Annotated in this window: 9 protein-coding genes; 5 read left to right on the top strand and 4 right to left on the bottom strand. The window is 36.9% G+C overall.

Going from position 1 to position 22,680, the window contains the following annotated elements:
- Positions 1 to 23: 23 nt before the first annotated feature.
- The 5 genes from BS614_RS26180 to BS614_RS26160 all read left to right on the top strand — a co-directional run bounded on the left by BS614_RS26180 (position 24) and on the right by BS614_RS26160 (position 16,131).
- Entirely contained in the window at positions 24 to 6,260 is a 6,237-nt protein-coding gene (locus BS614_RS26180; RefSeq protein ID WP_074096094.1) for an amino acid adenylation domain-containing protein, read from the top strand.
- 24 nt (positions 6,261 to 6,284) lie between these two features.
- Complete coding sequence (locus BS614_RS26175; protein ID WP_074096093.1) at positions 6,285 to 10,220, top strand: non-ribosomal peptide synthetase; 3,936 nt, start codon at positions 6,285 to 6,287, stop codon at positions 10,218 to 10,220.
- A gap of 50 nt (positions 10,221 to 10,270) precedes the next feature.
- The gene (locus BS614_RS26170; protein WP_074096092.1) at positions 10,271 to 14,449 is read left to right on the top strand and encodes a non-ribosomal peptide synthetase; all 4,179 of its coding nucleotides are present in this window, start codon (positions 10,271 to 10,273) and stop codon (positions 14,447 to 14,449) included.
- Position 14,450: 1 nt separating this feature from the next.
- On the top strand, positions 14,451 to 15,578 hold the full coding sequence (locus BS614_RS26165; RefSeq protein ID WP_074096091.1) for an acyl-CoA dehydrogenase family protein: 1,128 nt from the start codon (positions 14,451 to 14,453) through the stop codon (positions 15,576 to 15,578).
- Positions 15,579 to 15,708: 130 nt separating this feature from the next.
- Complete coding sequence (locus BS614_RS26160; protein ID WP_074096090.1) at positions 15,709 to 16,131, top strand: GNAT family N-acetyltransferase; 423 nt, start codon at positions 15,709 to 15,711, stop codon at positions 16,129 to 16,131.
- Positions 16,132 to 16,354: 223 nt separating this feature from the next.
- On the opposite strand, the gene BS614_RS26155 is transcribed toward BS614_RS26160, so the two are convergent.
- The 4 genes from BS614_RS26155 to BS614_RS26140 all read right to left on the bottom strand — a co-directional run bounded on the left by BS614_RS26155 (position 16,355) and on the right by BS614_RS26140 (position 22,406).
- Entirely contained in the window at positions 16,355 to 17,347 is a 993-nt protein-coding gene (locus tag BS614_RS26155; RefSeq protein WP_074096089.1) for a hypothetical protein, read from the bottom strand.
- Positions 17,348 to 18,035: 688 nt separating this feature from the next.
- Positions 18,036 to 18,608, bottom strand: a complete 573-nt coding sequence (gene loaP, locus BS614_RS26150; protein ID WP_074096088.1) for an antiterminator LoaP — start codon at positions 18,606 to 18,608, stop codon at positions 18,036 to 18,038.
- A 1,983-nt stretch (positions 18,609 to 20,591) separates the two neighbouring features.
- Positions 20,592 to 20,843, bottom strand: coding sequence for a transposase (locus BS614_RS32640; RefSeq protein ID WP_167544422.1), 252 nt, complete (start codon positions 20,841 to 20,843; stop codon positions 20,592 to 20,594).
- 24 nt (positions 20,844 to 20,867) lie between these two features.
- On the bottom strand, positions 20,868 to 22,406 hold the full coding sequence (locus BS614_RS26140; protein ID WP_084174751.1) for a DUF554 family protein: 1,539 nt from the start codon (positions 22,404 to 22,406) through the stop codon (positions 20,868 to 20,870).
- Between the last annotated feature and the right edge of the window lie 274 nt (positions 22,407 to 22,680).

Genomic DNA, 22,680 nt, shown 5'->3' with positions numbered 1-22,680 from the left:
ATCTATATGAGGAGGGAACAATCATGCAAAATGATACAATTCAAGATGCATTAGCTCGTGTTTTTCAAAGCGCAGGAAAAAACGATAAGGCAATCCAGTACGGGCAACATTATCTAACCTATGAAGAGTTGGATGCCCAGACTACTAAAGTTGCGAATGCACTGTTAGCTAAGGGGATTGAAAGCCAGACTAAAGTAGGCATATTGCTTGAAAATCGAGTTCAATTTATAATCGCACTTCTTGCAGTGCTAAAGATTCGTGCTATCTTTGTACCTTTGGATTATTATTATCCAATGTCCCGCTTAAGGACATTCATGGAAATTTCTGAAACACAAACTGTGATAAGTGATAGAAGATTTAATAACAATCTCGCTCTATGTGAAAACAGAGAAAATCTCTTCTTGCATTTTGAAAAAGATTTGCTAAATGTTGATGCGCCTCAATCACTCGTCAGACTTGATTATGATCCTGATGATAAAATTAGCATTTATTTTACTTCCGGGACAACTGGGACACCTAAGGCGGTTTTAGGCAGAAATGGTAGCGTGGCTCATTTTATTAATTGGGAGATTTCCAGGCTTGAATTAAACTCGATGGTGCGAGGAAGCCAATTTACTCAGCCGGGGAATGACGCCTTTTTAAGAGACTTATTTGTACCTTTGTTTGTTGGGGGGACCGTTTGTATTCCAGAGGATCCTCTGACAATCCTAGAGTCAAACCGCATAAGAAAGTGGATCGAAGATGCGAGGGTTGACGTTGTACACTGTACTCCGAGTTTATTTAAAATAGTTAATTCCAAACAAACAATTGGTAACGCTTTCTCTGATTTGAAATTTGTCTTATTGGTTGGTGAGGCCATTAACCCTAATGAGCTGATCAAGTGGTATGAGCGTCTAGGTAATCGTATTCAGCTCATTAACTTATATGGGTCAACCGAGACATCTTTAGCAAAATTTTATTATTTCATAAAGCCGGATGATGCTAAAAAAGAAAGAATTCCAGCAGGTAAGGCACTGCCCGGGGTCAGATCGATAATTCTGAATAATGCAATGGAAGTTTGTCGCCCTGGGGAAGTTGGGGAAGTTTATATTCGTACTGCTTATTTAAGCCATGGTTATTATAAACAGCCGCAGTTGAATGCAGAAAAGTTTATTCCTAATCCATTTGGAAAGAATCCTAATGACTTAATCTATAAAACTGGAGACTTGGGTAGGATGTTGCCTGATGGAAACTTAGAATTGTTAGGTAGAATGGATCGTCAAGTGAAAATAAGAGGGAATCGCATTGAACTTCAAGAGATTGAGTCTAGCGTATTGGGTATCCCGTTCATTACGGATTGTGTAGTTGATTACCGTAAGGAAGATGAAAAAGATCCTTACTTGGTATGTTATTGGGTATCAGACGAGATCTACACAGACGCTCAGCTTAAACAACGACTACAGCAGCATCTACCCGAGTATATGTTGCCTACCTACTACATTCAAGTTCCATATATCACCCTAACAATGAGTGGCAAAGTTGATTATAAATCGCTGCCTGAGCCTTCAATCCATAAAGAGAGTGATATAGTAGAGCCAAGGAATCGCATTGAGCGCAAGTTGTTGGATATTTGGAACGAAGTACTCGAACTGGATCAGAAGAGCGTTACAGATAGTTTCTTATCTTTGGGAGGACATTCTTTAAAAGTCATGTCATTGGTATTGAGAATCTATGAAGAATTCGGAATCGAGTATCCTCTGGATGTGGTTTTTCAGTCACCTACGATTGAGGATATGGCAACATACATTGAAACTATGGAAGGTGAACTCAACAATGGCGAAATTAATCGTAATACGGAAGAAGAGAGAAGTTTTCCAGTAACTTCTGCACAAAAGCGACTTTTTTTGCTAAATCAGCTTGAAGGCGATAACGTTGCTTATAATGTTCCTTTCGCAATTCGGCTAGAGGGCAAAGTTGATCAAGGCCGATTACTTGATTCTTTACAAAAACTAATCACCCGCCATGAGACGCTACGTACTTCGTTTCACATGGTTGACGAGCAAATTAAGCAAATCGTGCATTCTAATGTAGAGCTTCAGCTAGAAATTGTGAAAGCAAACGAGAATGAAATAGATGATATGATTCAACAAAAGATTCAATCCTTTGATTTGAGTCATCCCCCATTATGCAAAGCTACATTATTTAAACTTGAGGGGGAAATTTATATTCTGCTGTTTGACATGCATCATATTATTTCCGACGGAAGTTCCATAAGTGTCATTCAAAGAGATTTATTTTATTTTTATAATGAGATGGAACCTCCTAGAATTAGTGTGAGTTTTAAAAATTACTCTATTAACGAGAATATAGATTCTACCAATGCCAGATATGAAGCGAGTCGCAACTATTGGAAAAATAAATTGAATGGTCAGTTGCCAGTTCTAAATTTACCTACTGATTTTCCGCGGCCGTCTGTACAAGGTTTTCAAGGTGATAGCCTGGTATTCGATATTGAGCCAAATACCTTAATCAAACTAAAAGAATTGGCTGATAATACAAATTCTACACTATTCATGGTGTTGATATCTGCTTTTTTGACGTTATTAAATAAGTACACTGGTAACACAGATATTTCAGTTGGGACGGCAATTTCTAACCGCAAACGGCGAGAGGCCAAACCGCTTGTGGGTATGTTTGTAAATACTGTAGTATTAAGGAATGAAATTGATCCTCATATGTCTTTTGTTGAATTACTTCGATCAACTAAACAAACGGTGGCAGAAGCTTTTCAGCATCAGGAGTTTCCTTTCGAGGATATCATTGAGATGCTTCCGTCTCAGCGGGATTTCAGCAGGAATCCACTATTTGACACCATGTTTATTCTCCATAATATGGATTTAGAGTCCATTCCAATGGACGGGGAATTAAAAGTGTCTCAGCATCCAATATTGAGTAGAACAAGCAAGTTCGATTTGGTTTTCAATGCGATTGAGCAAAATGGTAGATTAAAATTTCAAGTAGAGTTTGCGACAAGTTTATTCCATAAGTCTACCATCCAGCGTTGGGTATTACACTATGGTCGTGTGCTTGACAGCGTAGCAGGCAATCAGCAAATTCAAATTAAACAAATTTCTATTTTGCCCCCATCGGAAGAAAAGTGGCTGATGGAGGTTGCTGGGGAAGCGGAACAATTACCTCAAAAAGGGATATATGAAATTTTTAACAATTCCGTAGTTGAGTTTGCCGATCGTCCGGCAGTTATAACGGATGATTTTGTTTGGACATATGATAAGTTCAGCAATGCAGTCAACAAATTAGCTGGGGATCTGAGCAAATATGAAGTTACTTTAGGAGAAGCTGTGGGGCTGGCAATGTCGCGTTCCGTTCATTCTCTTACTGCCGTGATTGCTATCTTAAAACTTGGAGGAGTATGCGTTCCGGTAGATCCGGAAGATCAATCTAAAGTTAACAGCCAAATATATGCAGCATGCAGCATCAGAATTATTCTCTGCATTGAAAATGATGAGGTTGTCATTCGTAAGTTGACGAACAGCCGAAGTGTCGTGCCGCTGGAGAATACCGCGTTTATTATTCACACATCAGGATCGACCGGTGTTCCTAAAGGCGTTCTCATTTCTCAACTCGGAGTGTTAAATCATGCTTATAGTAAAATCAAACTATTAAGTATACAGGCTGATGATATTGTTTCTTATAATTTAAATGTTCAATTTGTGGCTTCGATATGGCAGGGAATTGCTCCTCTTTTAGTCGGTGCAGCAGTGCGAGTCTGTAGCGAAGAGATGACAATGGATCCTTATACATGGTTACAACAGATGTCTGTTGATAATGTAACTATCATAGAAATGACACCGTCGTCACTATATAGTTATTTACGGATTATCTCGTTTGAGAATTTACCTGTTGATTTGCAAACAATAAGGTTTCTTCTTTTAACAGGTGAAAAAGTTACGGCAGATCTGGTCAATCGTTATTATTCAATGCATAGTACGCTATTGGTTAATGCATATGGTCAGAGCGAATGCTCTGATGATACTGCACACTATGTAATTCCTATGGATAAAGATACACTAAAAGTGCCGATTGGGAAGCCAGTGCAGAATATGTACTTTTATATCTTGGATGATCAGATGCAGTTTGTGCCTATAGGAGTTAGTGGGGAGCTTTATATTTCTGGGGTCGGTCTTGCAGATGGATATGTGAATAGAGAACTGAATCAAGGTATTTTTATTTCACATCCACTAGGCTATAATGACCGGCTCTATAAGACAGGTGATTTGGCTAGATGGCTGCCTGATGGAAATGTAGAATATATTGGTAGGGCAGATACGCAAGTGAAAATACGTGGCTATCGCGTTGAGCTCAGTGAAGTCGAGCATCATATTCTAGCACATGAAAAAATAAATATGGTTGCTGTCGTATCGAAAAAGAGTGGAGATCAAATTCACGAGTTGATAGCTTACTATCTCGCGGATACGATACTTGAAGCAAGGGAAATCAGATCATTTTTAACAGGCAGAATACCACATTATATGATCCCTAGTAAATATTACGCGATAAAGGAAATGCCTCTTACCAAAAGTGGGAAAGCAGATAAACGATTGCTATCTGACATGGACCTAAGTGAAGAGGTAGTTTTTAGACAAATTGAAGAACCTATAAGCGAAATTGAATCTAAGTTAATTGAGATATGGAAAGATGTTCTTAATTTGGAATATATATCAATTAATGATCATTTTTTTGAGTTGGGCGGGCACTCACTTAAAGCAACATATGTGATGCATAGAATTCAGAAGAAAATGCAAGTAGAGATTTCTTTGAAAGATATTTTTAAGTATCCAACGATTAGAAGCTTAGCTAAGTATATTGAAAACTTAAATGACATTAAATTTCATAGTATTTTTCCTGTACAGCGAAAAAGTTATTATAAAACTTCGACTGCGCAAACACGTTTATTTGCTCTAGAACAAAGCAGCGATTTAGGTAATGCTTATCATTTACCTGGTGTAATTATGATTCAGGGTGCATATGACCAGAAACGTATTAAGCATGCGTTTAAAGTGCTTATAGAAAGGCACGAAGCGTTAAGAACATCCTTCTTCATCCAAGATGGACAAGTGTTTCAAAGAATTCATGAGGATGTTGATTTTGAAGTTGAACATATTCAAATCAAATCTCTCGAATTCTCAGAAACGATAATTGAGGAGCAGTTAGAAGCGTTCTGTAGACCTTTTAACTTATACGATGCTTCTTTATTCAGAGTTCGTCTTATTGTAGGTAACGGGAACCATGGACTATTGCTTTACGATATGCACCATATTATTTCAGATCGAGTTTCTTTAAAAATTCTAACTAGTGAGTTTATACGCATATATAATGGAGATTCCTTACCTGAGGTAACTCTTCAGTATCGCGATTTCAGCGAGTGGCAAAATAAATTTTTAAAGAATGAAGATGTCAAAAAACAAGAGGATTTTTGGTTGAAATCCTTATCCGATTATTCTGATGACGTTGAGTTAGTAACTGACTATTCGCGAACGCCACACATAAATTACTCCGGTGCTAGCTATTTGTTTGAAATGGATGCTGTGATCAAAAATAAAGTTCTTGAGATGGCCAATGCATTGGAGTGCACACCTTACATGATATGTATGGCAGCTTTCAGCATTTTCTTGAGCAAATACTCGGGCCGCCAAGACATTGTCATTGGCTCACCAATTGCCGGAAGAGGTCATTTGGATTTGGAGAATGTAGTGGGCCTCTTTGTTAATACAATGCCGATCCGTATACAGCTAGACAGAAGTTTGACAATTCGTGATTTCATAAAAAATGTTCGTAAAGTTTGTATGGAAGTTTTTGATAATCAGGATATCCCATTTGATCAAATCGTAGAGCTAGCTAATCCGAAAAAAAAGTATGGTAAAAATCCTCTCTTTGATGTTGCCTTAGTAATGCAAAATATAGATGTTCAGGAAAAAAATGCTCCGGGTATTTCGTTTGTTCCATATGAAGTTAAATCGAAATACTCTAAATTTGAACTTACTTTGGAAATTGTACCTGATATAGAAGACTGGTCATGCGTCTTTGAATACCGAACTCAGCTTTTTCAGGAGGCCACAATTGAGCGTTTTGCAGAGGATTTCCTCTCAATCATGGAAGACATAGTGACGGAACCGGAAAATTTACTTTCTACTCTTTCCTTGCATTCCATGAAAAATAAAATAACAGAATCAAGTCTTGCTAAGTTTGATCTTCAGTTTTAATTATTTGTTTAGGAGGTGCTTCAGGTGAAGTATAATTCTATCACTAGTCAAATCATGATTAACGATCCCAGCCTCGCTAGTGAAAAGAGATTTTGGGAAACGCAATTAGTCGGGCAGCATGTGAGCGCATTTCCCCCTGATTTCTCATCCCATATGAACCCTAACATGGAAACATTGAGTTTTGATATGCCTCAGGAATTGCTGGTTTGTCTGAGGGAAAAAGTGAATAATTCTGACATCGGATTTTTCATTTATTTGTTGGCAGCGTTGAAATGGATGCTTTGTAAGTATAGATATACGGATACAGTCATTGTTGGTGTACCTGTGTTTGGTTTAGATTCTCCTAATAAGAGAATTAATGACATGTTATTAGTTCGCTCGGACATACATTCTTCGCTGACAGTAAAAGAATGGCTTAATCTTGTTAAATCCAATGTATTACAGGCTGATTCGAACCATAACTTTCCAGTTGTTGATTATATGCAAAAGATTCATGTAACGAACGAAGTTCAGGGGGGTATCCATACTTCTATAAGAATGGATGGACTCCATCATCAAGAGTATGGCCAGAATTTGCAGCACGATTGCATGATTCATATTAGACATAGGGAGACAAATATCCAAATAGATTTTGTGTATGATGCGGCGTTGTATGCAAGGGAAAGCATCGAGCAGGTCTTTCAGCATTGGATGTATGCACTTCAATTATTCGGTAATAGCTCGGAGCTCCAATTGAATGAATTGGAGCTGTTGACTGCAGATGGTATGAAAAATCAACAGCATTGGGCATCTCGTGATGAATGGCTTGGTAGAGGGAAGACATTAATTCATACGAGATTTGAGGAAATAGCTCGGTTATACGCCAATAGAACAGCAGTTGTATCGGAACAAGAAGAGTTAAGTTATCAAGAATTAAACAATAGAGCTAATATTCTGGCCCATCATCTTCGAGATCGAGGGGTTAAAGAAGGAACAATTGTGGGTCTAATGCTTGAACGTTCTATAGATATGATTGTAGCCATATTGGGAGTACTTAAGGCGGGAGGGGCATATTTGCCCCTAGACGCTGAATATCCCCAAGAACGTTTGTCATACATGCTTCAGGAGAGCGGCGCCAGTCTAATGATAGCTGATCAACCATTAGACTGGGATATTGGCTTGATAGTGTTGAGTGAAATGAATTGGAATGTTGTGAGAGGAAACCTGGTTCCCGTCAATAGAGATAATGACCTAGCTTATATGATTTTCACATCAGGAACAACTGGCCAGCCGAAAGGGGTTATGGTCGAGCATAAAAATGTCATTCAACTTTTATTAGCGAATGGTAAGTTTAATTTTGGGCCAATGGAAGTATGGTCTTGCTGTCATTCATTTTGTTTTGATTTCTCAGTATGGGAAATGTACGGGGCACTCTTGTATGGCGGCAAGCTTATTATTGTATCGAAAATGACAGCAAGGAATCCGAGAGATTTGTTGAACTTGCTTAGGAGAGAGAAGGTAACAATACTTAATCAAACGCCGACCTCTTTCAATATGATTTCTGAGGAGGAGATGGAGCGACAGGATACAGGATTATACCTGCACACCATTATTTTTGGAGGAGAGAAATTGAACCCAGGAATACTCAGAAAGTGGAAAAGTAAGTATCCAATAGTAAAGCTCGTAAACATGTATGGAATTACGGAAACAACGGTGCATACGACTTACAAGGAAATTGACGAAGCTGATATTGAATTAGGGGTAAGCAATATCGGCGTTCCACTAAATCATCACTCATTATTGGTTTTAGATGATAACATGAAAAGGATTCCAATCGGGGCTATTGGAGAACTTTATGTAAGCGGTGAATGTTTGGCTCGCGGATACAAGAACAACCAAGCTTTGACTGATGAGCGTTTTATTCCGCATCCCTATAAGTCGGGAGATAAGTGCTACAGAACAGGGGACTTGGTTAAGTGGAATCGAAACACTGAACTCGTATATATCGGGAGAAAAGATCAGCAGGTGAAAATCCGTGGACATCGAATTGAAATCGGAGAAATTGAGCAGACTGCATTACATTGTCCGTTTGTCACAGATGTTTTCACTAAACTCATTCAGGATGATGACCAGCAAAAACTCTGTTTATATTACGTTTCTCAGCCGATTGTGCCTAATAAAGAACTCAGACAATTTTTTGATGATAAGTTACCGGCCCATATGATTCCAACCTATCTTATATCAATACCCATCATGCCAATCACGATTAACGGGAAGGTAGATAAGAATCAGTTGCCGGATCCTCTATCAGCTTTGTCAATGCCTAGAGAAATCAGAAGAGCCTCTGAGATTAATGAGCGAGTTGTAAGTGATGTTTGGCAAAGTGTTCTAAAAGTAGATGAGCTAAGTTTAGATGATAGCTTTTATGAATTAGGCGGAGATTCTATTAAGGCTATACAAATTGCCTCACGACTGCATTCGCAAGGGATGAACGTTGAAGTCGAACATATTCTCAAATATCCGATTTTGGCCGATCTCATCCCATTCATCGACAATTGTAATGATCAAGTGTTGCACAAAGTGTTTACGGGTGAAACTCAATTAACACCAATTCAACACTGGCTATTTGAATATCCACATGAGTTTGTCAATCACTATAATCAAGGAGTAATGCTTTTTAGCGATCAAAGGTTTGATGCGGAGGTGGTTGAGAAGATTTTTAAGTCAATTACAGACAGACACGACAGCTTAAGAATGACGTTTAACATATGTAATAATGTAATCGTCCCCTATATAAACGAGCGTAGTGGCAAGTATTTTGACCTAGAAGTTATTGATTATCGAGGTGTTCAAGATTATAGGACACAGCTGGAATGCGAAGCAGATAAGCTTCATTCAAAAATTAATATTCAGCAGGGGCCATTAATCAAGATATTAATTGCAAAGGCTAACCATGGTGATCATCTTCTTATTGTAATTCATCACTTAATTGTTGATGGTGTCTCGTGGCGAATATTATTAGAGGAGTTGGATATAGAACTTCGTAGCCTTAAGAATGGCAGTCTATCCGTAAGAAGGCCTACAACTTCTTATCATGAATGGTCAAATTATTTATACGAGCTCTCAGAGAGCGACACTTTGCAGGCTCAAAGGGGATATTGGAAATTTATAAAAGATTGTACTCAGCCTATTTTTGAAAGGGCTAATGGAACATCAAAGTTTAAACCAGTTGAAACGGAAGTGGAGGTTTTGTTCACTGTCGAGGAGACGCGTGTCTTGGTGAAGGAAATTCATCATGCTTTTAATACCCGAGTACATGAAATTTTGATAACAGCATTGGGCATAGCGCTCCATAATTTTACGGGAGATACTGAATTTGTAATCGATTTGGAGGGGCACGGACGAGAAGTAACTGATTCAGGAATTTCATTAACCAAGACGATAGGATGGTTCACTTCAATATTTCCATTTCATTTGAAAGTTTCTGCTCAGGATCTAACTGGAATTATTAAACAAACGAAAGAACAAGTACGTAATATTCCTAATGGGGGACTTGGATTTGGAGTACTTCGTTACTTGCAATCACCGAGTATTATAGATAGATCTTTGGATTTGAAATCGGATATCTTGTTTAACTATCTCGGGGAATTCGATAGTAGTATCGAAGGAAGTATCTTTAGTTTATCCGATATTAATGCGGGCAAGCCAACGCATCCAGATATAACAAGTAAATATGTGTTAGAAATTAATTCTTTAATAGTAGAGGAAAAGTTGAGAGTCACCTTTACGTACGACAGTCAACAATTGGATATAGGGGCTATAGAAAGCTTTACACGAGATTACAAGGAGCAAATTATTAAAATAATGCATTTTTGTAAGGGAAGGGCTAAACAGGAGAAAACTTTATCTGATTTTGCATACAAACAATTGACAAATGATCGATTAAGTGCAATTCAGCAATATTTAGAGAACATAAATTAATAAGGGGACATTGGTAATAGTTCACTTACCCTATAAACAAGGAGACTAGTATGAGTAGAGTAGAAATAGATAACATCTATCCGTTGACTCCAATGCAAAAAGGTATACTGTATGATTCTTTAGTACAAAAAAATCCTAAGGCCTATATTTTACAAATTACGCAGAATGTACATGGCAGAGTGAATCAAAATGTATTAAAGAAAAGCTTTGAGTTATTGATAGCCAAGCATGAGGCATTACGAACGGTCATTATACATGATAGACTTGGTGATCCACTACAGGTTGTATTGAAGTCTCGCAATGCTGATTTTTCTTGGTTGAACCTGGATTACGCAAGTTACCAGGTTTATTTGTCCGAGGATATTACTAGAGGGTTCAATGTAATGAAGGATCCATTAATTCGAATGTCAGTAGTTGAGCTATCGGAGGGGCATTTTAAATTCGTATGGACGTGGCATCATATTATTATGGACGGTTGGTGTATCGGAATTTTGATCAAAGACTTTATGAAATTTTACTATGATGATGGAGTGGATCCAAGTCAGTGTGGTTCTGAAATGTCCTCAAAATTAGATTATATTGATTGGATACAGCAGCAAGATTGGGACAAGGCTAAACTATTCTGGAAAGAATACTTAACAGGGTACGAAACCAATCTCTCTTTGCCGGCCCATACTAATGCAAAACAGGTTAAGTATGAGGGTGAAGAAATTGAATTTGTTTTAGATGGGAAACGTTTGGATGAAATGAAGGAACTGGCTAGAAAGTGCGGTGTTACTTTCTATTCAATGTTCCAAGGGTTATGGGGAATTTTACTAGGGAAATATAATTATTCAAATGATGTTGTATTCGGTACCGTCGTTTCTGGACGTCCAGCTCATTTGAATAATATTGAAAATACGGTAGATCTGTTTATCAATACAATACCGACTAGAATTAATATCCAAAATAATTCTTCCTTTTCTAATTGGATTAAGACAGTCCATGTTGATGCAATTAACTCGGTACCTTTTCAGTCTTGTCCTTTGTATGAGATTCAATCTTGTTCCGATTTGAAGGATCAACTAATCCACCACATTGTTGTATTTGAAAATTATCCTATGGAAGACCAGTTGAATATTTATGGTGAGGATTTCTCTGTCAAAGGTGAGGATTACTTCGAGCAGTTCACCTACAACTTCTCAGTAGTTATTTCTATGGATGAGGTAATGCGTTTACAATTCAAGTATAATTCGAATGTTTATGAAAAGAGGATGGTAGAAGAGCTATACACTCATTTTATTCGAATTGTCGATAATATTATTAATAATCCGTTAATAGCTTTAGATCAAATTTCAATGATTACTTTAGAAGAAAGTCCTGAAATCTTAAAACTTAACAATAAAAACCTAGAATACAATAAAGATATGACTATTCATCAATTAATTGAAGAACAAGTTAAGCGTACGCCTGATGCTACAGCAATTATTTGTGGTAACGAAAAGATTTCTTATAAAGAACTAAATGATAAAGCTGATAAATTAGCCCATATATTGAATAATTTAGGTGTTAAACCAAACTCAGTTGTAGGATTATGCATTGAACGTTCCATAGATATGCTCGTCGCCTTATTGGGAATTCTTAAATCAGGCGCTGCTTATTTGCCTATTGATCCAGAATTTCCTACAGAACGTAGAGAATATATGTTAAGACATAGTCAAGTTGAGATTCTTGTTACAGATTCGACACATCTAGACCTGTCAATAGGAGCACAATCAATCATTTGCATAGATGTTTCTTCGATTGGGCATGAAGCACTTATCACTAAGCCTGTAATAAACAGTTGCAAAGCGGATGACTTAGCTTATCTAATATATACCTCTGGATCTACCGGGGAGCCTAAAGGTGTAATGATAGAGCATCGGGCAGCTCATAATTTTATTCAAGCAATAAGCCAGTCTATTGAGTTTCGAGTAGGTCAATCCATATTGGCACTGACTACGATATCGTTTGATATTTCTTTTTTGGAGCTTATTGTGCCCTTGACTCATGGGATGAGGGTCGTGATTGGGCGTAAACAAGAAGTCGTGAACCCTAAGTCCATTTTTCAACTGATGGAGCGTTATGATATTTCTATGGTTCAAATGACACCTTCCCGGTTGGAACTTCTCCTCCTCGGGCCAGAGGCAAAGAGTTATTTGAACAAGTTAGACTATTTACTTATTGGTGGTGAGGTACTTCACAACAATACGCTAAATGAGTTGTATGATCTGACGAACCCTAAGTTGCTGAATTTGTATGGACCAACAGAAACGACAATCTGGTCTGCACTTAAGGAAATTAAAGGTGAAACGCGATCCAATATTATTGGAGTGCCGATTGCAAATACTCAGATCTATATTACAGACAGAGACATGAAGATACTTCCGTCAGGTTTAATTGGCGAATTATGTATAGGTGGCGATGGGTTAGCTAGAGGTTATTTCAACAAAGAAGATCTTACGAAAGAGCAATTTCCGTATGTCAAGTCACTTAATCAACGGCTATATCGCACAGGGGATATGGCGAAGCTATTGCAGAATGGTGATATTGAATTTATCGGAAGAATGGACAACCAAGTTAAAATTCGCGGATATCGAATAGAGCTAGAAGAGATCGAAAGTGCATTGCTTGGTGTTAGTGGAATAGAGCAAGCTGCTGTTGATATTTTTACAAATATGGATGGAAGTAAATACGTTCGCTCCTTTTTTGTTACAAACCAGGAGTTAAATATTGATGAGATAAGATTATTTCTTGGCAATAAGCTCCCTGAATATATGATTCCTTCTAAATTTATCAGGTCAAAAGAGTTACCGCTTACTCCAAATGGTAAATTAAACAGAAGAGCTTTATCTACTCTTGCAGAACAATATGAACTAAATATTGTGAATCTGCCAAGGACAGAAATGGAGAAAGCAATAGCTGAAGTCTGGTCGAAGCTATTGGATGTTACATTGATTGATGTTGATCAATCTTTCTTTGATATTGGAGGGCATTCTATTACGGCTCTTAGATTTGAATATGAAATGGAGCAACTTGGTTTACCACTAAAAGTAACCGACTTAAATAAGTTCAAAACAATAAGTAGGCTCGCGTCCTTCGCTGTTGATAATCAACATATAACATCAAGTAGAGAGAACGCAGATGAGGGTGATTGGCCGATAGTGGAAATCATGGAGGAGAAGGATGAGAGTTCTGTCATCATTGAAAATATAGAGCCATACAATAAGGTGTTTTATAAAAGCTGTTTTTATAATTCGTTATTTCCATTGATAGAGCTTTATCGTAATAATGTTGAAACTTTTCTTTCTAATGATTGGATTGTTTTCAAATGGGACAAGGAGGATCCATTTTTTGCAGATATAAATAACTATCTCCCTATGCAGTCGCTAGAAGAGTTGCTGAGTCAGCAAAATATTTCGATGGTAACCAAAAAGTATACTGAAGACATTATAGATGAAATTATAAGATCGTTGAAACAGAAAAAGCCAGTTATTATATGGGTTGATTGCTATCATGAGTCAATTCGACAAGAAACTTATCAAAAAGTTCATTTACCGCATACGTGGCTAGTGTATGGATACAATGCTGATTTGAGAGTTTTTTATATTATTGAGCATTTGAATCAATTTAGTCTTAATTATGCTCCGCAAATGATTTCGTATGAAGATTTAAAGAATTGCTACAATGGTTTTAAAAATCAATTTGGGGATCATTATGATGGACCTTTATATTATGAATTCTGTGATTTCATGGACCCTACAATACAACACGAATCGAAAATAACAGATAGAGGGGAGCAGCTCCAAAAGCATTTACAGTGCAACAGGCAATTGGCAGACCAAGGAATTGAGGACTTAAACTCGTATATTTATTTCTTTGAATCTACATTATTATGTGATTTCCAGTGTCTGTTGGATCATGCTGAAGAAGTAATTGATCAACTTACCCGCCAAATGAATACGAAACATTTGGAGAGAGTTCGTGATGAGATTATCTTTGGCAAACATTCCTGTATGCTAATAGAACGATTGGCTGAATTATGGACAGAAGTACGCAATAATGTTGTAAAACTAATTTATAGCGGCAGAATAACCGAGAGACAAAAAGAAACCTTGAGCGAGACTTTTGCGAACATCCTTCAATTTGAAATGGATTACCTTCATGAATGGTATGAGGGAATACCAATAAAAACTAGGGAGATAAACTAATATGACATTCACATCTATATTTCTAGACGAGGCTAAGGAGTTTTCGGAATGCCATATAAGACCGATAGCCAAACAAATGGATGAGAAAGAAGCCATCTCTCTAGAGTTAGTCACTATGTTCGCTCAAAAAGGATACTTATCATTGCCTTTTTCTGAAAAATTTGGTGGAAAATCGATGAGTCCTGTACAATATGGATTATTCATTGAAGAAATAGGAAAGGCATGTTGTACAATGAGAACCCTTCTTACTGTCCAAACTTCATTGGTTGGCGAGACATTGGCGAAATATGGTTCCGAGGAGCAGCAAAACAAATGGCTGACGCAAATTATAACGGGTAAAGGTATCGGAGCCTTTGCACTGACTGAGCCTGAGATTGGAAGTGATGCTTCTCAAGTTAAGACAACATACGAGAATTGTGGAAAAGGATATAAAATCACTGGCAAGAAAAAATGGATATCATTTGGGGATATTGCAAATTTCTTTATTGTAATTGCACAAAATGCAGGTAAAGTATCGGCTTTTATAATTGATAAGGAAACAGAGGGGGTCACGACATCACCTATTAAAGGATTATTAGCTGGTCGGGCGACTCATATAGCTGAAATAACGTTTGACCAAGTTCTGATACCTAAAGAAAATTTAATTGGTCCGGAAGGAGGTGGATTTTCTTTTGTAGTAAATTCTGCTCTAGATCAAGGACGCTATAGTGTTGCATGGGGAGGTGTTGCGATCGCACAAGAATGTTTAGAACAAATGGTACGTTATGCATGTTCAAGAACTCAATTTAGTACTCCAATTATTAATCATCAGTTGATTCAGAAGATGATAGGTGATGCTATAACTGAAATAAATGCTGCACGAGCATTTTGTAAGAGTGTTGGAGGGCTTCGTCAAAATAATGATTGGACAGCTATAGAAATGACGGGAATGGCCAAATACTTTGCATCAAAAGTGGCAGTAACAGTATCAAGTGATGCTTTACAAATTCATGGTGGCAATGGGTTTTACAATGAATATTCCATTGAAAGACTCTTTCGGGAAGCGAAAGTATTAGAGGTAATTGAAGGCACATCGCAGATTCAACAACAGAGTGCCTCGAAATTTGCCATTCAAGTGTATGGTCATTAACCGAGGAATACTATCATCAAATAGTTTTTTTAAGAAGATTCTAAAAACATTTAGTGGAACTTAAAAAAAATGTTAATCAAATTGATTATTAATCATGACTTTCTTTATTATGAGAGGAGAAAATAAAACTATGAATTATAATATTGTGGAGAGTAACATGGAGGACGCTAATTTTATTGAAGAGAGAATCGTAGAATTTAATGCATCAAATGTACCATTTACTGCACCTATACCTTTCTCAAAAATAAATAAGAATATTAAGAACGAGAACGGGGAAATTATTGCAGGGATAAATTGTGTATACTATGCTTGGCATTGTTTACTCATCGATGCCCTTTGGGTAAATTCCGATTATAGAAATAATGGGCTCGGTACGGATTTGTTAAACAGTATTGAGCTTAGCGCAAAAGAGTTTGGAATAAAGCTAATTCATGTTGATACATTTGATTTTCAAGCTAAAGACTTTTACATCAAACTTGGATACGAGGTTTTTGGAGTCCAAAATGACTGCCCACCTGGACATAAACGTTATTATCTGCAAAAAACAATCTAAGTAATTCCTTTCAAGTTTTGATTGATACAAATCTGACCCGAATGATCAAGAAGATAGAGCAACATTAAGATCTTCCGGGTCGGATTGGTAAAGTCCTCGTTGAAAAGTTTCAACGAGGACTTTTTTTATTTCTTCTATTTCATAGATAGAATTATCTTTGTATAGGTGTAGAAAAATTATACATTGTAATAACTTATCTATATGCGATTTTTTAGCTTGTGGATTAATATAACAGTAACCCTGATAGTCTTATCTCATAGAGAATCTTATTCAGAGCATTAGTTTCTTTAATTACTAGTAAGTCTATGGAGGACAATAAATTTGATAAAAGATTGGAATCACCAGTTAGGATATACTTCAGTATAATATTCCTTTGAACTTTAGCTAAGTTTTCTATTTCCTGATATTCGGAATAAATACTAGGGTCTCTTAGATATTTCTTTTCTTTCAAATATACTATTCTCTCAACCATACACGACTTATGTTCTAATAAAATATGGAAGGGACGTATATCTGCTTGATGAGAACTTAATTTAATCATTTCGATATATTTCTTGATATACTCATATGTTCTGATTCCAAATACAGGGTTAGGTGGCAAAAAACCATTTCCTTGATTGGTGTTTATAGATAATAGGTAATCATTTATGGATCTAACTATACTCTGGATATTAGTTTGTGGCTTAACATAATTGTTATAGCAGTACAAAATCGTAAGTTTATAATCAGCATTAAGGTATGCTTCACCAAATTCTTCAAAAGTTACCTGAGTTTTAGCGAAGTTTTGATTTTGATCGAATCCTAAAATGTTAAATTTCTCATTTTCATATCCATATATAAAAATATTATGGGTAAAGTGGTTATGTGAATTTCTTTCAGAGATATAGAATTCGTCAACATGTGTATAAACATAACAATCTTTATTAATACTATTGATAACATAATCAATAATATTAATATCGCTATTTAGAAATTCTGGTTTAGAGGCAAAGGCCTCCAAACAGGGGTAACTAAATAAACGATCATTAGGAAAATAAAAATCGATAAAATGATCATTTTTAAACTCAAAATATTCAGTGTTACATACTAGTTGAATAAAATTATTATGAAACCATGGAAGATAATCATTATAATTCCCGATAATAGATAATGGATAAGCATGGTGTAAAAAACCAAAAACTTTAGGATTGGAAATAGGAAGTACTTTAGAATTCATTGTATAACTCTCCTATGTAAAAAAAATTAAAGCAAAGTTAGAAATATTAAACAAAAGATTCTCTGCTTTATTATAAAAAGTGTCTTTCTTGCGTAATCATTCATGTATTAATGATAACCGTTCATTATGGAATAACAACATGGTATATTCATACATTTTAGTAGATTTCAAAAGAAATTTTTGAATATAAGATAAGTAATAAAAATTGAGTGACTGAACATAACTCGATTGAATGATACACCTAGATATTACTTTAAAAGATCGAAATACATTAACTTCATGGGGATTATATACATACGGTTAACGACCTTTTGCACTACTTACCACCATTAAAGCGACTTTCGTCCGCGACCCTTAATGTACGAAAAATACTACACTGTATTGTAGCAGGGGAGGAGTATCTGTATGCCACATGTTGTCTCATATGACGTACTTCTTTTTATGATTGTTTGTGTAATTCGAATGGCTAACTATTAGTCTTCGATGATTTAAATCATCATATGTTCATTGATCCTTTGCATCAGATATCTGAATTCCCAACTCAGATTTTATGATTTTATCAATATAAGGAAAAAACCAAATTAAAAAAATAATTACAAATGCTTGTGTACTTCTTTAAAAAAATTGAATCAAATCTTTTGAGAATGTATTCGTTTTGTTGAATAAGCTTTCCTCAAAGGTATTATTCTTAACTTAGCAAATCATCTAGCCTAGTATCCGATGCTTCGAAACCAATATCAACATATTTCTCTTTACCCATAATATTAATTGTGATTTTTGCTCGTTGCTTCCGCTTATCGATTTTCCTTATGCGGTCCTCCTTTCCAATTAATGGCCCAGATACAATATTCAGATTCCCTTGATCCAAGCAAAATTTCGAATATTCCATAGTATCATTTTGAGGATTTAATAGTTCTAAGAGCAATTTCATTTCATTATCTGTGATGGACTTGAAAAATGCATCTTCATTTTCAACAGCGGCATCAAATATAATATCCTTTTTATTACAATAATTGAGGAATGCAATTATGTGAGGTATTTTCTTGAGTTTGTTGTATTTGCAGAAGTCCATCTTTGTTTGTATAAAAACGTAGCCAGGAAACATTTTTTTTACAACATGATTGACCTTACCATTTTTCTTTTCCGGTACCATTCTTTTCGGAATGCAACAATTGCATCCTATTGTTCCTATATAATTTTGAATTTGAAGTTTCACATAGTCTTCCTCACCATTTTTAACAAATAAAACATACCATTTCATGAAAGTCCCACCCGCTTTTTTTGATAACTTAGTAATATGCTGCACTTACAAATTAAATAGTTTCATAAAAAGAAAAATTTAACAATAAACATACTTAATAATATTAGAAATGTAATTTATAGTCAACCACTATTATATAAATTTCAATATATTCGATAAAATATTTTTTTTGAATTTATTCTTGCTTTTTAAGAGCAATTTCCTGTGAGGCTTAGATTCAGAGGAATTTCATGAAAGAAATTGATGGCATATTCTACATTAAGCTCCGAGAAATATAGAAATAGATGAAACGGACTTTTAAAGAATACTCTTGGTTGATTAAGTCTTCCGTCAATTTATTGTAGGAAAGAATTAATTTCAGAGATTATGGAACCTTTCATGTAACAGGTGTATTTGAAGACGGCGCTTCTTGAGTTAAGGGGATTTCTGCATTACGAGAGAAAAAAGAGAAGCCTGGTTGCGATGGAGAGAGAAAAAAGGACTCTGATTGATGTCAACGGGGTGATTAATTAGGTTTAATATTAAACAGCCTGAGTTTTAATAAGAGACGACTTCAGTTCGCATGGTCATAGTTTCATAGAGGAAAGAGGAGTCCGGTTCGTTTAAATTGTGGTAGTCAAAATACTATTCGAAGACAGGGAGGTTACTTCGTATATTGATCTAGATGATTACTGTAAAAAAAGATCTTAATATCCTAGTATGTGACCACAATGATCGATCCACGGGCAGGGTAGCCGTGTGATCTCTGAGGATACACTAAACTAAAGATAAGCTTTAGGATGATTTTTCAGTATTAGAAGATAATTTACGTGTTCTTAAGAATGGTTGCTCTTAAGTTTATACTAACTGATATTCCAGATTTACTTCAAAACGTAGTTAAGTCAATCGATATACTGATACATACTGAGAGAGAGTTATGTCAAAGAATATTATTTAGTTTAAAGTGATAGTGGCTTGAAGGTATGTGAAAATTGTGCGTTCTTAAGAGATTAATGACTATGGGGATTCAGTGTTGTTTGAAGACGACTACGAGTATAAACAATAAAATTGATTTTAATACGTACCCTAAGGAGCTGGCTTCGCTCTCGTAGAGGTACGTATTGGATATGCAGCAACTTTGGCAGATGTTTTTTGGGTAGTGTTGGATCTAATACCAAGTATGATGTGTTTCATGTAGAAAAAGTTTTTCATCATGTAGTGAAAGATTTAAAAGTAATCTGCATCTGGTTCGTTCGCTAACGATGGCAGTCGCTGTATTGCACATGTTGAGGGTAGGAGGGGGAGTATGCCCCGCTTTATCCAGCATCTCAGGTAGAACGGCTCACGTTCGTGATTCAAAATGTTGGCATAACCAGTGTAGTTACGGAGCGTAGATCAAATTCCGTTTTTTTTGATTTATTCCCAATATGTTCTAAAATTTTATTCTTTAATACTATACAAATATATCCCCCCTAGAATTTCATCGAATAAACTGGGGCTTATTCTAATGTCTATTCTAATGTCTATTCTTAAGGGGATACCAATTCAAACGCCAGTTTACTGTCAAGCTTCTTTTTCAGTTTCCTGCAAAAAAAGATCTTGAACATCTAAATTGCATAGCTCCCTGCTTTGAAGACAACATAGCCTATCCGGTCTTTACGGGTCCCTAGCAGTAGTTGAGAAATAAATGATAGTCGTTATTGCTTCTTATCAGTTTGTAAATGATTTCCCGAACAAAGAGGTGTTTAAAATGAGGAAAATCGTACTCGTTAAATATACAAAAGTCAAATAAGATTTCCTAATGAAGTCCAGTTAATGATATGTGTTTTAAAAATATTACTTGGACGTGTCCGAAAACTCATTACTGAGTCAATTAAAAAATAGCAGCCACGTATACAAATGACAAGAATAACTTAGAAAGCTTGTTATAACGAGTGGCTACGCGGCGAAAATGTTTGTTTTATTGAAAAAGCACTCCACTAAGTGGCGTTCTTTGTGCAAAAACTAATCGACTTTCCATAGTTTTCGACTGTTAGCTTTAGGTGGAATGATATAGGAGGCCTGTTCCTTAATCCAATTCCGAATAGCTTCTGAGCGATAAGCTTTGTCTAAAAGAATATGTCTTCCCATAATATCAAATTCCCGAAGTAAATCTATCGCTGGAACGGAATCATAGACTCGGCCACCTGTCAGAAGAAATGCGAGTGGATTTCCTAATCCTTCAACTATAGTTTGAAGTTTTGGTTGTCTTTCCACCACGACGGATGCCGATGTGCTGATTTACTTAGTGTCCTTCTGCGTTTTTTTAGCACCGGCACTGTGTTGATGGTGAGAAGTAACTCTGTATCTTCCCATTTGCAAAAAGGTATTATCTCCCTGTAAAGCACTTTGTAGTGGCCCCAGAATCGGGATCGATCCCACGCACAACAATGAGATGGCAACCGTTAATCCTTCATTTAAACCATTGGACGAGAATTTGGTCATGATGTTGGACAAGATGTTCTCGAAATTAATCAGTTGCCCAATGATCCCGCCTAAGGTGAGGAGGATGATAAACATAATCTGATATTGGCTGGTGGATATGCTGCTCATGGTTGTACTCATGCTATGTTCCAGCGGATTTTGCTCCATGATAATCAAATCAGCATGTTTTCCGATATCCACCGTTCCTGTTACATCTTCAACACCGAGGATTTTCGCATTGGTTCGGGTCACCATGTCGATGACCTGTTTGTTGTTCAGGTTAGCCTGTCTCATGTAGTGGTCCATTTCTCTCCACATATCATAGTGAGTCACGTAAGGCATGGCGGCATCAGTACCTATTCCGATGGTGATGTCGTTTTCGATCGCTTGTTTTACGCCTTTGAGCATGGAATCGTAGACCAGTTTGGAATTTTCTTTTACCGTTGCACTTACCTTTGTTACGCTGGTATCCAGTGAAGCGGATGGATAAGCGGCTTGCAGGGTGGGGATGAGTGCGGTGTAGCCATTCAGGGTATTGGGATTATTTTTATACAAACGAATGATTTCGTCATCCATCTCCGAACCGTGCTCGATGGTATCGACGCCACCTTGTAACGCAACCCGTACGCCTTCCGTGCTTTCCACATGCGCTGCCACCCGCAAACCAATCTTATGCGCTTCATCGCAGATCGCCGCAACTTCCTCCACCGTCATCTGTAAACGGCCAGCTTCGCCGACCATTTTCGCATCCGTCACGCCACCCGTCACACAGATTTTGATCAGATCCACGCCGTGTTTCACATTGAGCCGTACATTTTTCCGTGCTTCCCACGGCGAATCGCCCACCAGAGCGAGGAATGGGGCACCATGTCCGCCCGTGACACTTAGGAAAAACCCGGAGACAAGCAGATTAGGGCCGACAAATTCACCATTATTAATCTCATCCCGCAGCTGGACGTCCGTGTAAAAGAATTCCCCCATACTGCGCATCGTTGTGACACCCGCATGGAGTGCGGTCAGCGCGTTGCGTTTCATTCGTTTTTTCAAAACGTTTCTACCAAACTTGGTGTTCAATATCCAATCATAGGCAAACTGCAACAAGCCTTCACTGACCGAGAGACTGAACGGTTTACCATCTGCAAAGAGGTGCACGTGTGCATTAATCAGTCCTGGCATCACGTATTTCCCTGAGAGGTCAATTGTTGTGTAGTGACTTGGGATGACCAGCTTATTATCTTTGCCGATATCCTGAATCAATCCTTGTTCATTGACGAGAATCGTCATGTTCTTTTGCAGATTGCGGTTCAGATCGCCGTGGATCAGATTGACGTTTTTTAATGCGTAAGCGGTGTTCATGTTGTGTTCCTCCTTAGAATGTGGGGGTGAAGCTATATAAGTTGAATGATGGGTATGTACACTTGTCACTCCGATGACAGTACAACCTTCGGATCTCTGTTATCCCCAAATCTTATTGATACCCTCTTATTAGGGGGAAATCCGGTGATAAAGGCGAACGCTTCGCTTCCTCTGGTTATTTCTGTCCTCTCCGTTATCGTGTAAATGTAGGCTCAACTTAGATAGTTTGGTAAATGGTAAATATCCAACTTGAAAAATGAATTGATAATTCGTT

This window comes from Paenibacillus xylanexedens (assembly GCF_001908275.1).
Classification (GTDB): domain Bacteria; phylum Bacillota; class Bacilli; order Paenibacillales; family Paenibacillaceae; genus Paenibacillus; species Paenibacillus xylanexedens_A.
This window is presented reverse-complemented; position numbering and strand designations above follow the sequence as displayed.

What these genes read in the sequence shown, in the direction of transcription:
- BS614_RS26140 (WP_084174751.1), bottom strand. Translation starts at nt 22,406, where the DNA reads ATGAACACCGCTTACGCATTAAAAAACGTCAATCTGATCCACGGCGAT.
- loaP (WP_074096088.1), bottom strand. Translation starts at nt 18,608, where the DNA reads ATGAAATGGTATGTTTTATTTGTTAAAAATGGTGAGGAAGACTATGTG.
- BS614_RS26165 (WP_074096091.1), top strand. Translation starts at nt 14,451, where the DNA reads ATGACATTCACATCTATATTTCTAGACGAGGCTAAGGAGTTTTCGGAA.
- BS614_RS26155 (WP_074096089.1), bottom strand. Translation starts at nt 17,347, where the DNA reads ATGAATTCTAAAGTACTTCCTATTTCCAATCCTAAAGTTTTTGGTTTT.
- BS614_RS26180 (WP_074096094.1), top strand. Translation starts at nt 24, where the DNA reads ATGCAAAATGATACAATTCAAGATGCATTAGCTCGTGTTTTTCAAAGC.
- BS614_RS26160 (WP_074096090.1), top strand. Translation starts at nt 15,709, where the DNA reads ATGAATTATAATATTGTGGAGAGTAACATGGAGGACGCTAATTTTATT.
- BS614_RS26170 (WP_074096092.1), top strand. Translation starts at nt 10,271, where the DNA reads ATGAGTAGAGTAGAAATAGATAACATCTATCCGTTGACTCCAATGCAA.